Raw genomic sequence first — 16062 nt, forward strand, 5'->3', positions numbered from 1 at the left:
AGTAGGAATGTGAAGATCCTCCTGGTTCAACCTCCCCACTGGTCCCCCGACGGCCACGCCAACTTCGACGCGATCGAGGAGCTCGTCGCCTCCCACGCCGGTGACGTGATGCTGCTGCCCGAGCTGGCCGGGTCGAGCCTGCCCCGCGCCGGCTACCTCGACCGGGTCCGCACGCTGGCCCTGCGGTCCGGGATGGCCGTCGTCGGCGGCTCGCACTACGACGCCGTCAACGGTGGCCCGATCAACAGGGGCGCCGTGTTCGGCGCGGACGGCACGCTGCTGGCCGAGTACGACAAGGTCCACCCCTACGGGGTCGAACTGCGCTCCGGAGTGCTGCCCGGCCGGCCCGGCGCCGGCTTCGACCTGCACGGCCGGCGCCTGCGCGTCCTGCTCTGCGCCGACCTGTGGTATTCGGGGAGCCTGGCCGGGCACGACGGGCTCGACGCGGTCCTGGTGCCCGCCTTCTCCCTCACCCGCTGGGACGGCCCCGCCCCAGCGCGCGAGTTGTGGCGGCACATGAGCGTGGCCCGGGCGTACGAGTTCATGACGTACGTGGCCGTCAGCGACTGGCACCACGAGGCCACCTACCTCGGGCATCCGTGCGCCGGAGTCACCGGGTTCGCCGACCCCTGCCCGCGGACGCACGAGGGTTTCTTCTCCGGCCCTCCGCCCGCCGAAGTGTCGGCGTACGATCTCGACTTCGACCGGCTGGACGCCTTCCGGCGCGACCGGGCGGAGCGTGGCTTTCGATAGGAGGGCCCGCACCTCGCGGCACCTCTCCTTGCCGGGAACGAACGGCGTGGCGGGCGGCGTGATCTCGATGACCAGGGTGTCCGGCCGGGGGGATGCCAGGGTGGAGGGCGAGTGCTCCTCCTGGGGGCGGTCCAGAGCCAGGACGAGCGCGGCGATGAGCAGCGCCACGCCGGAAAGAATCACGATAAATCGCAGCAACCGGGGGCACATGATCCGAGTCTGACGATCGGGGTGTTTCCCTCGCGTTACCAGCGAAACGGCAGGTAACCCTCACCCCCGCGGCAGGCCACTGTGGTGACGATGCGTGATTTGCTCGCTACGCAAAGTTGGCAGGGTGATGGCTAGAGTGTGCCGTTCAGGAGAGGATCTCATGAATCTGATCACCCGTGCCGAGTGGCACGCGAAGAAGCCGGCCAGTGACTACACCCGCCTGGAATCGACCAAGGGCGTGAAGATCCACTACACCGGCGGCAAGGTGCCGGCCGACCTCGCCGAGCCCGCCAACCACGACAAGTGCGGCGAGCTGGTGCGAGACATCCAGAGCATGCACATGTCGGGCGGCCGCGGCGAGACCTACATCGACCTCGGCTACACCATGGTGTGCTGCCCCCACCGCCACACGTTCATGGGCCGCGGCCCCCACGCGCTGCCCGCGGCCAACGGCGCCGGCCTCAACGCCGGCCACTACGCGGTGCTCGCGCTGGTCGGCAGCTCGGGGCTCACCAAGCCCAACGACGACCTGCTGCACGCCCTCGTCGACGCCGTCGAATACCTGCGCGAGCACGGCGACGCGGGGGACGAGGTCAAGGGACACCGGGACGGCTACGCCACCTCGTGCCCCGGCGACCCGCTGTACGACTGGGTGCGCCGGGGCGCCGAGCGGCCCTGACCTCCGCTCAGGGCAGGCAGCCGACGTGGGCCAGCGCCTGCTTCAGCAGCACGCCCTGCCCGCCCGCCATCTCCTGCTGCACCATCGGCGAGGCAGCCTCCTCCGGGGTGAACCACACCAGGTCGAGGGCGTCCTGCCGGGGCCGGCAGTCGCCGGCGACGGGCACGATGTAGGCCAGCGACACCGCGTGCTGGCGCGGATCGTGGTAGGGGGTGATGCCGGGCGTGGGGAAATACTCCGCGACCGTGTACGGCTGCGGCGAGGCAGGGATGCGCGGCAGCGCCACGGGGCCGAGGTCCTTCTCCAGGTGGCGCATGAGCGCGTCACGGATGCGCTCGTGGAGCAGCACCCGCCCCGAAACCAGCGCCCTGCTGACGGTCCCGTCCGCGGCGATGCGCAGCAGCAGGCCGACGCGGGTGACCACGCCGGTGTCGTCGACGCGCACCGGCACGGCGTCGACGTAGAGGACGGGCAGCTGGCCGCGCACCGACTCCAGTTCGTCGGGAGCGAGCCATCCAGGCGTGGTTTCGGTCTTTTCGGTCATCTGCTGATCGTACGTCGCCGGCCGGCCTCAGGCGGCCTGACCCCGCCCAAGACGTGGAGCGGCGGAGCGGGCGGCCCCCGCGCGGCTTCACGGCGACGCGTGCCTGCCCCTGACCCTCCCGAGCGCGGCCGGGCGGGCCGGATACGACCTGCCCGCCAGCCAGGACGCCGTGCAGACCATCAGCACGATGCCCATGAACGGCAGATATTCGACGACCTTCCGCTTCATCGCAGATCACCCTCCGCTTTCGCCTTCGCCAGCCGCCTCCGCTGCGGCTGCACCGTGTACTTGGGATCGTTCGCCGATTCCATCCCGGCCCGGAAGATCCCGAACCGGGTGCACGCCGACCCCGCCAGCAGGGCCGCGCCCGCCGCCATCGCCATGAGCCGGCCCCGTCCGCCCAGGCGCCCGGCGACCAGCCCGGCCACCGCGCCCGCCAGCGACAGCGCCTCGCCCGCGCGCAGCAGCCTGCTGCGCTTGAGCGGCTCGGCCAGCGGCCCGAGCCGGCGCTCCATCCGCACGGCGGCCACGCACTCGACGGCCGCGCCCAGCAGCGCCGCCCGGCGGGCCGGGCCCGCCTCCGACACCGGCGCGGCCAGCATGCCCAGCCCGCCGGCCGCTGCCGCCGCCGAACCGGCGAACAGGAACGGCATCTCGCGATGGCCCTCGTGCCAGACGGGCACCGCGGTGTCGCAGATCAGCGCGGCGGTGTAGGTCGCCAGTGCCGGCCCGGCCAGCCCCGCCCCGATGGTGGCGGCCCGGCCCAGCCCGGGGAACATCCCCGTCAGCCCGGTGGCCGCCGCCACCCCGGCCTGCGGGCCGTAGCCGGTGAGGATCCAGGTGCCGACGCTCATGGGCGAGGTCACCTTGAACACCCGCAACATGTTCACGAACCGCTCGGGACGGCCCAGGTCGTGGATCAGCGCGTAGAGCGACCCGCCCAGCGCGCACACGGCGCCGGCCTTGCACGCCCTGGCCAGGTGAGGCCTGCCGGTGAGCTCGGCGGCGGCCGCCAGCGTCGACGAGGCGCCGGCCAGACCGCCGAGGAACAGGTAGCCGGCGATGTCGGGCGCCTGCCAGGTCGGCTCGTTCAACACCGGCCGGCCGTAGTAGGACTCGAAGTCCGCCCTCGGCACCGGCAGGCGCTCACGCCTGCGGCCCGCCGAGCCCGGCGTGGCCTCGCGCTCGCCGCGCAGCCCGGCCGCGCCGTCCAGGCGCACGTCGGTCTGGCTCATGACTGTCTCCTCCACGCGCTCGCGGCCACGCCGGCGAGCAGGGCCAGGGCGGCGACCCCCACGTGCCGCCACATCGACGGCAGGTCACGGGTGGTCACCACCGGGTCGGGCGGCAGGCCGTACACCTCGGGCTCGTCCAGCAGCAGGAAGAACGCGCCCGTGCCGCCCACGCCGTCCCCGGGGTCGTGGCCGTACAGGCGGGCCGAGCCGGTCCCGGCCGCGTGCAGTTGCTCCAGGCGGCGCTCGGCCCGTGCGCGCAGCTCATCCAGGTCGCCGAACTGGATGGAGTCGGTCGGGCACGTCTTGGCGCAGGCGGGCTCCTCGCCCGCGCCCAGCCGGTCGTAGCACATCGTGCACTTGGCCGCCACACCCGTGGTCTCCCGCTTGCCGATCACCCCGAACGGGCAGGCGGGCACGCAGTAGCCGCAGCCGTTGCAGACGTCCTCCTGCACCACGACGGTGCCGTACTCGGTGCGGAACAGCGACCCCGTCGGGCACACGTCCAGGCAGGCCGCGTGGGTGCAGTGCTTGCACACGTCGGAGGCCATCAGCCAGCGGAAGTCCATGTCGCCGACGCCCGGCTCCTGGTGGCCGAGCGGCCGCCGCTGCTCGACGAAGGCCACGTGCCGCCACGTGTCGGCGCCCAGCCCCACGGTGTTGTCGTACGACATGCCGGTGAAGGTCATGCCGTCGTCGGGGACGGCGTTCCACTCCTTGCACGCCACCTCGCACGCCTTGCAGCCGATGCAGATGCTGGTGTCGGTGAAGAAGCCGACACGGCCGTCCGCGAGCTTCTCGTCCAGGTCGAAGGCCATGGCTCACACCTCCGTTCCGGTGTGCTCGCCGATGCCGGCCCGCCGCTGGTAGGAGCGGACCAGCTCGCGCAGCGCCGGGCCTCGCGGCCGCCGTCCCGGGAGGATGTCCGCCGACAGGGCCTTGACCTCCTGGATGTGGGAGTTCGGATCCAGCGAGATCGACGCCAGCTCGTTGGCCGCGTCGCCCTTGGCCAGCCCGTTGGGCCCGAAGTGGAACGGCAGCCCGATCTGGTGCAGCACCCGCCCGTCGAGATGGAGCGACGGCATGCGGTCGGTGACCAGCACGCGCGCCTCGATCGCGTTGCGCGCGGTGATGATCGTGGCCCAGTCGCCGTGCACGAGCCCGCGCTCGGCGGCCAGGCCGGGCGAGACCTCGCAGAACATCTCCGGCTGCAGCTCCGACAGGTAGGGCGTGAAGCGGCTCATGCCGCCCGCGGTGAAGTGCTCGGTCAGCCGGTACGTCGTCACCACGTACGGGAAGACCGACGCGCCCGGATCGTCCCCGCTCGGGTGGTAACGGTTGTCCTCGTGCGGGTAGAGCTTGCGTGCCGGGTTGCGCTGCCGCCCGTAGAGCGGGTTGGCCACCGGGGAGTCCTGCGGCTCGTAGTGCGTGGGCAGCGGCCCGTCCACCACCCCCGCGGGCGCGAACAACCAGCCCTTGCCGTCGGCCTGCATGATGAACGGGTCGATCCCCGACAGCGCCGCCACCCCGCGGGCGTCCGGCGGCGGCCGGTACGCCGGGCTCTTGCCCACCTCGATGTCGGGCACGTCGTGGCCGGTCCAGCGCTGCGCCTGCTCGTCCCACCAGACCAGCTGCTTGCGCTCGCTCCACGGGCTGCCGTCGGGCCTGGCCGAGGCCCGGTTGTACAGGATGCGCCGGTTGGCCGGCCACGCCCACGCCCACTCCGCGGCGATCCAGCTCTGCTCGGTCCAGGGCTTGCGGCGGGCCGCCTGGTTGACGCCGCCCGCGTACACGCCGCAGTAGATCCAGCAGCCGCACGCGGTGGAGCCGTCGTCGGCGAGCTCGGCGTACCCGGAAAGGGGCCGTCCCCGCGCGTCCCAGCCGTTGATCTCGGCCAGCACCGCCTCCGCCGAGGGCTCGGCCGTCGCGCCCTCGACCGGATAGTCCCAGGTGAGCTCCAGCACCGGCGCGTCCTTCTGATCCCGCGAGCCGGCCAGCTTCTCCCTGATGATCCGCCCCAGGTGGTACATGAACCACAGGTCGCTGCGCGCGTCGCCGGCCGGCTCGACCGCCTGGTGGTGCCACTGCAGCCACCGGTTGGTGTTGGTGAAGCTGCCGCTCTTCTCGGTGTGCGCCGCCGCCGGCAGGAAGAACACCTCCGTGCCGATGTCCGCCGTGGCCAGCTCGCCCGTCTCGATCTCCGGGCCGTCCTTCCACCAGGTGGCGCTCTCGATCAGGTTGAGGTCGCGCACCACCAGCCAGTCGAGCCTGGCCATGCCCAGCCGCTGCATCCTGGCGTTCGCCGAGCCGACCGCCGGGTTCTCGCCGAGCAGGATGTAGCCCTTGCACTCGCCGGCCAGCTGCGACATCACGGTGTCGTACGTGCTGTGCGAGCCGGTCAGCCTGGGCAGGTGATCGAAGCGGAAGTCGTTGCCCGGCTGCGCCGAGTCACCCCACCAGGCCTTGAGCAGGCTCACCAGGTAGGCGGGCATGTTCGCCCAGAACCCACCGTGCGGCGCGTCGGCCTGCAGGAAGTCGCGCAGCCGCTCGTGCTCGTGCGCGTGCGGCATCGGGATGTAGCCCGGTAGCAGGTTGAACAGCGTGGGGATGTCACTGGAGCCCTGGATGCTGGCGTGCCCGCGCAGCGCCTGGATGCCGCCGCCGGGCCTGCCGATGTTGCCGAGCAGCAGCTGCAGGATGCTCGCCGCCCTGACGAACTGCGAGCCGTCGCTGTGCTGCGTCCAGCCCACCGCGTAGACGAACTCGGAGGTCCTGTCCGGCCCGGAGTTCTCCGTCAGGTGGCGGCACACCTCCTCGAACAGGCGCCGCGGCACCCCGCACACCTGCTCGACCATCTCCGGCGTGTAGCGGGCGAAGTGGCGGCGCAGGACCTGCATGACGCAGCGGGGGTCGCGCAGCGTCTCGTCGCGCCGGGGCGTGCCGTCCATGGGAATGCCGGCGCTGCCGGTGATCTCCGTACGGCCCGGCGGCACCCGGCCGGAGCGCCGCCGGTAGTCGCTGTCGCGGTCGCCCGACGCGGGCGCGGCCTGCATGCCGTCGTACTGCCAGCTCTCGTCGTCGTAGGCGTGGCCGGCGGCGTCGAAACCGGAGAAGACGCCGTCTCCGTCCTCGGCGTCGCGGTAGTCCTCGTTGAGGATGGTGGCCGCGTTGGTGTAGTTGACCACGTACTCGTGGAAGTACAGGTCGTTCTCCAGCACGTGGTTGATGATCGCGCCGAGGAAGGCCACGTCCGAGCCGGCGCGGATGGGCACGTGCAGGTCGGCCAGCGCGCTGGTGCGGGTGAAGCGCGGATCGACGTGGATGACCACCGCGCCGCGCGCCTTGGCCTCCATCACCCACTGGAAGCCCACCGGGTGCGCCTCGGCGAAGTTCGAGCCCTGGATGACCACGCAGTCGGAGTGCTGCAGGTCCTGCATGAACGTGGTGGCGCCGCCCCGGCCGAACGACGTGCCGAGCCCGACCACGCTGGAGCTGTGGCAGACGCGGGCCTGGTTCTCGATCTGCACCACGCCGAGCGAGGTCAGCAGCTTCTTGATGAGGTAGTTCTCCTCGTTGTCCAGCGTGGCGCCGCCCAGGCTGGCGATGCCCATGGTGCGGGCGGTGCGCCTGCCGTCGCGCTCCTGCTCCCAGGTCTCATGCCTGGTGGCGATGATCCGGTCGGCCACCATGTCCATGGCGGTGGCCAGGTCGATCGCCTGCCAGTCGGCCGCGCCCGGCGGCCGGTAGAGCGCCTGGCGCTGCCGGCCGGAATCGGTGGTGAGCTGCAGGGTGGCCGCGCCCTTCGGGCACAGCCGGCCGCGGCTGACGGGGGAGTCGGGGTCGCCCTCGATCTGGACGACCCGCTCGTCGCGTACGTACACGTTCTGGCCGCAGCCCACCGCGCAGTACGGGCAGATCGACTTGACGACGCGGTCAGCCCCGGCCGTGCGGGCCCGCAACGCCTCCGTCGCGGCCGACTTCACCGCCTGCCCGCGGCCCGTGCGGTCCTTGCCGGTCAGCTGCCGCAGCAGCGGCCACGTGAGATCCATGAAGCCCCCCGATGCTCCCCGGTCCGACTTGTGCCCTACTCGACGAGGGAGAAAACCGGAAAGCGCAGGTCAGAGGGGATCAGAACACGCGGGCGGCGGCCTCGTCCCAGAGGCGGTCGTCGCCGGACGGCTCGTAGCGGCGCAGCGGCTGGGAGGCGGCGACCAGCGAGCGCATCTCCTCCAGATCGGAGACGAGCCCGGCCGCGCGCGCCTGCACCAGCACGTTGCCGAGCGTGGTCGCCTCCGCCGGGCCCGCCACCACCGGCAGCCCGCAGGCGTCGGCGGTGAGCCGGCACAGCAGCTCGTTGTACGACCCGCCGCCCACCAGGTGGACGACCTCGACGTCGCGCCCGGACAGCTCCATCGCCTGGCGCACGGCCCGCCGGTGCCCGAGCGCCAGGCTCTCCAGCACGCAGCGCGTGTAGGCGGCGGGTGAGCCGGGCGGACGCTGGCCCGTGCGTCGGCACTCGGCCGCGATCCTGGCCGGCATGTCGCCCGGCGGCAGGAACACCGGCTCGTCGGGGTTGACCACGGCGGCGAACGGCCGCTCGGCCGCCGCGGCGGTCAGCAGGTCGCCCAGGTCGGAGCCGGGCCAGGCGCGCATGCACTCCTGGAGCAGCCACAGGCCCATGACGTTGCGCAGATAGCGGACGGTGCCGTCGATGCCGGCCTCGTTGGTGAAGTTCGCGGCCCGGCTCTCCGGGGTCAGCACGGGGCCGGGCAGCTCGACGCCGGCCAGGGACCACGTGCCGCACGAGATGTAGGCGAAGGCCGGGCCCGACGCGGGCACCGCGGCCACCGCCGAGGCGGTGTCGTGCGAGCCCACCGCCATGACGGGTGCGGACCAGCCGATCTCGGCGGCCACGTCGCGGCGCAGCCCGCCGATCGGCTCGCCGGGCAGGCGCAGCGGCGGGAAGAGGCCGGCCGGCAGCCCGAGCCGCTCGATCAGGGGCCGCGCCCACGACCTGGTGCGCACGTCGAGCAGCCCCGTCGTCGAGGCGTTGGTGACCTCCGCGCCCAGCTCGCCGGTGAGCCAGTAGCCGATCAGGTCGGGGATCAGCACCATCGTCGCGGCGCCGTCGAGCCGGTCGGCCAGCAGTTGGTAGACGGTGTTGAACGGCAGCACCTGCAGGCCCGACACGTCGTACAGCGCGTCGGCCCCGACCAGGGCGGCCACCCGCTCGGGCACGCCTCGGGTACGGTCGTCGCGATAGTGCACCGGGTTGCCGATCAGCCCGCCCGACTCGTCGAGCAGCCCGTAGTCGACCGCCCACGAGTCGACGCCGACGGAGGAGACGGGCCCGGCGGCGCGCAGCCCTGCCAGGATCTCCCGGTAGAGGCCGAGGATGTCCCAGTGGAGGCGGTCCGCCACGCGCACCGGGCCGTTGGGAAACCGGTGCGCCTCGGTGAGCCGCAGCCCGCCGGACAGGTCGGCCAGCATCACCCGGCCGCTGGAGGCGCCCAGGTCTACGGCGGCGAAACGGTGACTCACTGCGTGGACTCCCTGGCGACGAGCTCGGGCTGGAACATGATGTGCTGGTGCGCGTGCGTCTCGGGGTTGTCGCACTCGTCGAGCAGCAGCTCGGTGGCGATGCGGCCGAGCTGGTAGGTGGGCTGGCGCATCGAGCTGAGCGACACGGTGGAGGCGGCGGCGAAGTCGATGTCGTCGTAGCCCATGAGCGCGACGTCCTCGGGCACCCGCACCCCCGCCCGCAGCAGCGCCCGCAGCACGCCGAGGGCCAGCAGGTCGTTGGCGCAGAAGACGGCCTCGGGCAGGCCGCTCGCGACCAGGTCGGCGGCGGCCTTCTCGCCCGCGCGGGCGGTCATCGTCATCGCCTCGGTCACCCGCAGGTCCGCGGGGTCGAGGCCGGCGGCCCGCATCGCGGCTCGCGCGCCCTCCCGCCGCTCCACGCACTGCCGGATGGTCAGCGGGCCGGTCACGTAGGCGACGCTGCGGGCCCCCTTGGCCAGCAGGTGGGCGACCGCGGCCCGGCCGCCGCCGACGTCGTCCACGGCCACCGCGCACTGGTCGGGCCGGTGCGCGGGATGGTCGACGAGCACGACGCTGATGCCGTGCTCGCGCAGCCGTTCGAGCCGCGCGGGGTCCTCACCCGACGGGGTGATCAGCAACCCGCGTACGCGATGCTCGGCCAGCACCCGCAGGTTGCGGTCCTCCTTGTCCTGCGAGCCGGCCGAGTTGCCGAGGATCACGGCGTAGCCCAGCTCGCTGGCGACGTCCTCGACGCCGGCGGCGACCTCGGTGAAGAAGGGGTTGCCGATGTCGATCACGCTCAGGCCGATCGTCCTGCTGTGCCCGGCGCGCAGCGTCGACGCCGAGCCGTGGCGCACGAACCCCAGCTCGTTGATGGCCGCCTCCACCCGCTCCCTGGTGGCGGGCGCGACTTTCCCTGGCCGGTTCAGGACGTTGGAGACCGTGCCGGGCGAGACGCCGGCGTGCGCGGCGACGTCCTTGATGCTGACCATGGCCATGAGCCCTCATTAAAACGTACTAACGATGCGCGCGCCAGTCGCGGCACCGGTCGTGACGCCGATCCGCGTTGACACCGCCGTGCGACGGACTCTAGCCTCCCGCGTGGGAAGTAAAACGTTCTACTGCGGTTGAGCTCCGCGCTCCGGGAGCCCTCGCCGGGGCCGGCGGCGTCGCCGCGCACCGTCCGTGCCGCGCTGCGGGCGCGGCATGCGCAGGCCGGATGGGCCCCAAGGTGGCGGGACGGGTGACCGGGGCTTGTGCCATGCGGCGCAGAACGTTTTAATCCCTCCGTGAACCCTGGCGTCACCAGCTGTGAGCGCTAACAGTATCTCGAAAGGCAGGCTTCATGCCGGACGTCATCGCCTACGGCGGCGACTGGAATCCCGAGCAGTGGCCCGAGGAGACGTGGGAGCAGGACGTCGCGCTGATGCGCGAGGCCGGCGTCAACCGGGTCAGCGTGGGCGTCTTCTCGTGGTCACTGCTGGAGCCCGCCGAGGGCGTGTTCGACTTCGGCTGGTTCGACCGCGTCATGGACCTGCTGGCCGCCAACGGGATCGCGGCCAACCTGGCCACGCCGACCGCCTCCCCGCCACCCTGGTTCGGCGACGCCTACCCCGAGGCGCTGCCGCTCGACTCCGCCGGCCGGCGGCTGCACCACGGCAGCAGGCAGGGCTTCTGTCCCAGCTCGCCGATCTACCGCGAGAAGGCGCTGCGCGTCACGGAGCAGGTGGCCACCCGCTACCGCGACCACCCGGCCCTGGCCCTGTGGCACGTGCACAACGAGTACGGCTGCCACAACGCCCGCTGCTACTGCGACACCTCGGCCGCCGCGTTCCGGGCCTGGCTGCGCTCCCACTACGCCTCCCTGGAGGCGCTCAACGACGCCTGGGGCACCGCGTTCTGGTCACAGCACTACGGCGAGTGGGCGCAGATCCTGCCGCCGCGTGACACCCCCAGCTTCACCAACCCCGGCCAGCAGCTCGACTTCCGCAGGTTCAGCTCCGACGCGCTCGTCGAGCTCTACATCGCCGAGCGGGACCTGCTGCGCGAGCTCACCCCCGGGGTGCCCGCGACCACCAACCTCATGGCGGGCGCCCACTGGGACATGGACTGCTGGGCCTTCGCCGCCGAGCTCGACGTGGTCTCCACCGACCACTACCTGATCGGCGCCCGCGCGGAGCCGCACATCGACCTGGCCTTCGCCGCCGACTACGCGCGCTCGCTCAACGGCGGCCGCCCGTGGCTGCTGATGGAGCACTCGACCAGCGCGGTCAACTGGCAGCCGCGCAACCGCGCCAAGGCGCCCGGCGAGCTGCGCCGCAACTCACTGGCCCATCTGGCCAGGGGCGCCGACGCGATCATGTTCTTCCAGTGGCGGGCCGCGCGGGCCGGCGCCGAGAAGTGGCACTCGGCGATGCTCCCGCACGCCGGCGTCGGCACCAAGGTCTGGCGCGAGGTGAGCGCGCTCGGGGCCGAGCTGGCCGGGCTCGCCGAGGTGGCGGGCAGCAGGGTCAACGCCGACGTCGCCATCCTCGTCGACCACTCCAGCGTGTGGGCGCAGGACCACCCCGCCCAGCCCTCCTCCGAGCTCGACCCGGTGGAGGAGGCCAAGCGCTGGCACGCCGCGCTGTGGCGGGCCGGCATCACCTGCGACCTGGCGCACCCCGAAGGCGACCTGACCGGCTACCGCCTGGTCCTGGTGCCGGCGCTCTACCTGGTGAGCGACTCGGGGGCGGCCAACCTGGAAAGGTTCGTACGGGCGGGCGGCGTGACGCTCGTCGGCCCGTACAGCGGGATCGTCGACGAGCACGACCGGGTGCGTCTCGGAGGCTATCCCGGGGCGTGGCGCGACCTGCTGGGCGTCACCGTGGAGGAGTTCTTCCCGCTGGACGGCCCGATCCGGCTGGCCTCAGGCGGGTCGGGGAGCGTGTGGAGCGAGGTCGCGCACGCCACCAGCGCGAAGGTCCTCGACACCTACGCCACCGGGGAGCCCGCCTGGACCCGCAACGTGTGGGGCGACGGCGCGGCCCACTACCTGACCACCAGGCTCGACGACGACGCGCTGGCCGAGGTGATCGCCACGGTCTGCGCCGAGGCCGAGGCGAGGCCGCCCGCGACGAGCCCGCCGGGGGTCGAGGTCGTGCGGCGGTCCCACCCCGACGGCCGCTCCCACCTGTTCGCGATCAATCACACGGCCGGGGACGCCGTCGTGACCACGGCCTCGGGCGAATCCGTCACCGTGGCCGCGGGCGACGTCCGCGTGATCAGCGGCTGACCTGACGGTCCCGGCGCCCCCAACCTGCGCCGGGGCCGCTGAGGACCCTGATGCGCATTGACAGCGGGCAGCTGGAATCGTAGTTTCCTGGCGAAGCATTAAAACGTTTTGAGGAGAGTGCCGGTGCAACGCGTCTGCTTCCTGCTGAAAGTCCGCCCGGAGCGGCTGGCGGAATACCGCGAACGCCACCGCGAGGTCTGGCCGGAGATGCGAGAGGCGCTGTCGCGCACCGGCTGGCACAACTACTCGCTCTTCCTCAGGGACGACGGCCTGCTCGTGGGCTACCTGGAGACCGAGGACTTCGAGGCCGCCCAGAAGGCCATGGCCGAGACCGAGGTCAACGCCCGCTGGCAGGCGGAGATGGCGCCGTTCTTCGAGAACCTCGACGGCCGGCCCGACGAGGGCATGAGACCGCTGACCGAAGTCTTCCACCTGGATTGATCGGGGAGTCATGACTGACATCAAGGCCGTGCTGCGGGCGCAGCACATCGAGACGCCCTCCTGGGCCTACGGCAACAGCGGCACCCGGTTCAAGGTGTTCGCCCAGAAGGGGGTGCCGCGCGACCCGTACGAGAAGCTCGCCGACGCCGCCCAGGTGCACGCGCACACCGGCATCGCCCCCACGGTCGCGCTGCACATCCCGTGGGACAAGGTGGACGACTACGCCGACCTGGCCCGGCACGCCCGCGAGGCGGGCGTCGGCATCGGGGCGATCAACTCCAACGTCTTCCAGGACGACGACTACATGCTCGGCAGCGTCACCCACCCCTCCGCCAGGGTGCGCCGCAAGGCGACCGACCACCTGCTCGAGTGCGTCGACATCATGGACGCCACCGGCTCCGACACCCTCAAGCTGTGGTTCTCCGACGGCATCAACTACCCGGGCCAGGACGACATCAGGGCCCGCCAGGACCGCCTGGCCGCGGCGCTGGCCGAGGTCTACGAGCGGCTCGGCGAGGGCCAGCGTTTCCTGCTGGAGTACAAACTGTTCGAGCCCGCCTTCTACGCCACCGACGTGCCCGACTGGGGCACCGCGTACGCGCACTGCGCCAAGCTCGGCCCCAAGGCGCAGGTGGTGGTCGACACCGGGCACCACGCGCCGGGCACCAACATCGAGTTCATCGTGGCGTTCCTGCTGCGCGAGGGGAAGCTCGGCGGCTTCGACTTCAACTCCCGCTTCTACGCCGACGACGACCTCATGGTGGGCGCGGCGGACCCGTTCCAGCTCTTCCGGATCATGTACGAGGTCGTCCGGGGCGGAGCCCTGGACGACGGAAGGGACGAGCAAAGCACCGGGCCTGCAGGGGGGGATGCGGGGGGCGCAGCCCTCCGCAGGGTGGCGTTCATGCTGGACCAGTGCCACAACATCGAGCCCAAGATCCCCGGCCAGATCCGCTCGGTCATGAACGTCCAGGAGGCCACCGCCAAGGCGCTGCTGGTCGACCGCGAGGCGCTGTCGGCCGCCCAGGCCGAGGGTGACGTGCTGGGCGCCAACGCCGTCTTCATGGACGCCTACAACACCGACGTGCGCCCGCTGCTGGCCGAGCTGCGCGAGGAGATGGGACTCGCGCCCGACCCGATGAGCGCGTACGCCAAGTCCGGATACTTCGAGAAGATCGCCGCCGAGCGCGTCGGCGGCGAGCAGGCCGGCTGGGGGGCCTGAACCACCATGGACGTCGTGAACGAACTGCTCGGACGCTCCCACCGCCTGGGCGCCGACCCCCGCAACACCAACTTCGCGGGCGGCAACACCTCGGCCAAGGGCGCCGCGCCCGACCCGGTCACCGGCGAGGACGTCGATCTGCTCTGGGTCAAGGGCTCCGGCGGCGATCTGGGCACGCTCAAGGAGTCCGGCCTGGCCGTGCTCCGCCTCGACCGGCTGCGCGCCCTCAAGGACGTCTACCCGGGCGTGGAGCGCGAGGACGAGATGGTGGCGGCCTTCGGCTACTGCCTGCACGGCAAGGGCGGGGCCGCGCCGTCGATCGACACCGCCATGCACGGGCTCGTGGAGGCCGCGCACGTCGACCACCTCCACCCCGACGCGGGCATCGCGCTGGCCACCGCCGCCGACGGCGAGGAGCTGACCCGGCGCGTGTTCGGCGACCGGGTCGTGTGGGTGCCGTGGCGGCGGCCGGGCTTCCAGCTGGGCCTGGACATCGCCGCCGTCAAGGAGGCGAACCCGCGGGCCATCGGGTGCGTGCTCGGCGGACACGGAATCACCGCGTGGGGCTCGACGTCCGAGGAGTGCGAGGCCCGCTCGCTGGAGATCATCAGGACCGCCGAGGCGTACCTCGCCGAGCACGGCCGCGCGGAACCGTTCGGCGCGGTGATCCACCGGACGCTGCCGGAGGAGGAGCGGCACGCCCGCGCCGCCGCGCTGTTCCCGCTGATCCGCGGCCTGGCCTCGACCGACATGCGCGTCGTCGGCCACTACACCGACACGCCCGAGGTGCTCGACTTCGTCTCCCGGGCCGAGCATCCGAGGCTGGCCGCGCTGGGCACGTCCTGCCCCGACCACTTCCTGCGTACGAAGGTCGCGCCGCTCGTGCTCGACCTGCCCCCGGACGCGCCGCTGGAGCAGACGGCCGAGCGGCTGCGCGAGGTGCACGCCGCCTACCGCGCCGACTACACCGCCTACTACGAGCGGCACGCCACCCCCGCCTCGCCCTCCATGCGCGGCGCCGACCCGGCGATCGTGCTCGTGCCGGGCGTCGGCATGTTCTCGTTCGGCAAGGACAAGCAGACCGCCCGCGTGGCCGGCGAGTTCTACGTCAACGCCATCAACGTCATGCGCGGCGCGGAGTCCGTCTCCACGTACGCGCCCATCCCCGAGTCGGAGAAGTTCCGCATCGAGTACTGGGAGCTGGAGGAGGCCAAACTCCGCCGCATGCCCAGGCCCAAGCCGCTGGCCACGCGCGTCGCGCTGGTCACCGGCGGCGGCTCGGGCATCGGCGCGGCCACCGCGCGCAGGCTCGCTGCCGAGGGCGCGTGCGTGATCGTCGCCGACCGCGACGTGGCCGCCGCCGAGAAGGTGGCCGCCGAGCTGGGCGCGGGCGCGTACCGCGAGGCGGACGTGGCGGTGGCGGTCGCGGTCGACGTCACCTCGGAGGAGCAGGTCGTGGCGGCCGTCCGCGCGGGCGTGCTCGCCTTCGGCGGCGTGGACCTGGTGGTCAACAACGCCGGCCTGTCGTTGTCGCGCGCGCTGCTGGAGACCACCCTGGCCGACTGGGACCTGCAGCACGACGTCATGGCGCGCGGCTCGTTCCTGGTCTCCCGCGAGACCGCCAGGGTCATGATCGACCAGGCCATGGGCGGCGACATCGTCTACATCTCCTCCAAGAACGCCGTCTTCGCCGGCCCGAACAACGTCGCCTACGGCGCCGCCAAGGCCGACCAGGCGCACCAGGTGCGGCTGCTGGCCGCCGAGCTGGGCGGGCACGGCATCCGCGTCAACGGCGTCAACCCCGACGGCGTGGTGCGCGGCTCCGGCATCTTCGCCTCCGGCTGGGGCGCCAACCGCGCGGCCGTCTACGGGGTGGAGGAGGAGAAGCTGGGCGAGTTCTACGCCCAGCGCACCCTGCTCAAGCGGGAGGTCCTGCCCGAGCACGTGGCCGCCGCGGTCTTCGCGCTCACCGGCGGCGACCTGACCCACACCACGGGGCTGCACGTCCCGGTGGACGCGGGCGTGGCGGCCGCCTTCCTCCGCTGACACGGACCCGGCGGGCCCCGGAACGGGCCCGCCCGGTACGTCCCCTGCTGGGAATCTGCGACACCCAGGATTAACATCGCGGTCGCCGGGTCATAGGTGAAGGCATGCAACGAGCCGCCC

The 16062-nt window shown here is 72.3% G+C and carries 13 protein-coding genes; 6 read left to right on the forward strand and 7 right to left on the reverse strand.

Annotated features, from left to right (window positions below; genetic code table 11):
- Positions 1 to 9 precede the first annotated feature (9 nt).
- Both ACTWPV_RS28835 and ACTWPV_RS28840 read left to right on the forward strand, forming a co-directional pair.
- The gene (locus tag ACTWPV_RS28835; RefSeq protein ID WP_443154186.1) at positions 10 to 753 is read left to right on the forward strand and encodes a carbon-nitrogen hydrolase family protein; all 744 of its coding nucleotides are present in this window, start codon (positions 10 to 12) and stop codon (positions 751 to 753) included.
- Positions 754 to 1123: 370 nt separating this feature from the next.
- Positions 1124 to 1642, forward strand: a complete 519-nt coding sequence (locus tag ACTWPV_RS28840) for a hypothetical protein (RefSeq protein WP_443154187.1) — start codon at positions 1124 to 1126, stop codon at positions 1640 to 1642.
- Between the two features lie 7 nt (positions 1643 to 1649).
- Here the strand turns inward: ACTWPV_RS28840 and ACTWPV_RS28845 are convergent, their stop codons facing one another.
- The 7 genes from ACTWPV_RS28845 to ACTWPV_RS28875 all read right to left on the reverse strand — a co-directional run bounded on the left by ACTWPV_RS28845 (position 1650) and on the right by ACTWPV_RS28875 (position 9957).
- A complete protein-coding gene (locus tag ACTWPV_RS28845; protein WP_443154188.1) occupies positions 1650 to 2186 on the reverse strand; it encodes an NUDIX hydrolase family protein in 537 nt (178 codons plus the stop codon).
- An 87-nt stretch (positions 2187 to 2273) separates the two neighbouring features.
- Entirely contained in the window at positions 2274 to 2414 is a 141-nt protein-coding gene (locus tag ACTWPV_RS28850; protein ID WP_347648854.1) for a hypothetical protein, read from the reverse strand.
- The gene (nrfD, locus tag ACTWPV_RS28855; RefSeq protein ID WP_347648853.1) at positions 2411 to 3421 is read right to left on the reverse strand and encodes an NrfD/PsrC family molybdoenzyme membrane anchor subunit; all 1011 of its coding nucleotides are present in this window, start codon (positions 3419 to 3421) and stop codon (positions 2411 to 2413) included. The genes ACTWPV_RS28850 and nrfD overlap by 4 nt, the downstream gene beginning before the upstream one ends.
- Positions 3418 to 4236, reverse strand: coding sequence for a 4Fe-4S dicluster domain-containing protein (locus ACTWPV_RS28860; protein ID WP_347648852.1), 819 nt, complete (start codon positions 4234 to 4236; stop codon positions 3418 to 3420). Before ACTWPV_RS28860 ends, nrfD begins: the two co-directional genes overlap by 4 nt.
- 3 nt (positions 4237 to 4239) lie before the next feature.
- Positions 4240 to 7467, reverse strand: coding sequence for a formate dehydrogenase (gene fdh, locus ACTWPV_RS28865; RefSeq protein ID WP_443154189.1), 3228 nt, complete (start codon positions 7465 to 7467; stop codon positions 4240 to 4242).
- Positions 7468 to 7546: 79 nt separating this feature from the next.
- Entirely contained in the window at positions 7547 to 8959 is a 1413-nt protein-coding gene (locus tag ACTWPV_RS28870; protein WP_443154190.1) for a rhamnulokinase, read from the reverse strand.
- Positions 8956 to 9957, reverse strand: a complete 1002-nt coding sequence (locus tag ACTWPV_RS28875; protein ID WP_443154191.1) for a LacI family DNA-binding transcriptional regulator — start codon at positions 9955 to 9957, stop codon at positions 8956 to 8958. The genes ACTWPV_RS28870 and ACTWPV_RS28875 overlap by 4 nt, the downstream gene beginning before the upstream one ends.
- A gap of 347 nt (positions 9958 to 10304) precedes the next feature.
- Here ACTWPV_RS28875 and ACTWPV_RS28880 point away from each other — a divergent pair, with 347 nt between their 5' ends.
- From ACTWPV_RS28880 to ACTWPV_RS28895, 4 genes are all read left to right on the forward strand, one after another.
- Positions 10305 to 12233, forward strand: coding sequence for a beta-galactosidase (locus ACTWPV_RS28880; RefSeq protein WP_443154192.1), 1929 nt, complete (start codon positions 10305 to 10307; stop codon positions 12231 to 12233).
- A gap of 123 nt (positions 12234 to 12356) precedes the next feature.
- Positions 12357 to 12674 (forward strand): L-rhamnose mutarotase, encoded by a 318-nt coding sequence (locus tag ACTWPV_RS28885; protein WP_347648848.1) that lies wholly within the window; start codon positions 12357 to 12359, stop codon positions 12672 to 12674.
- A gap of 10 nt (positions 12675 to 12684) precedes the next feature.
- Positions 12685 to 13896, forward strand: a complete 1212-nt coding sequence (gene rhaI, locus ACTWPV_RS28890) for an L-rhamnose isomerase (RefSeq protein ID WP_443154193.1) — start codon at positions 12685 to 12687, stop codon at positions 13894 to 13896.
- Between the two features lie 6 nt (positions 13897 to 13902).
- Positions 13903 to 15942, forward strand: a complete 2040-nt coding sequence (locus ACTWPV_RS28895; RefSeq protein ID WP_443154194.1) for a bifunctional aldolase/short-chain dehydrogenase — start codon at positions 13903 to 13905, stop codon at positions 15940 to 15942.
- Positions 15943 to 16062 lie beyond the last annotated feature (120 nt).

It is taken from the genome of Nonomuraea sp. KM88 (genome assembly GCF_052245635.1).
GTDB lineage: Bacteria > Actinomycetota > Actinomycetes > Streptosporangiales > Streptosporangiaceae > Nonomuraea.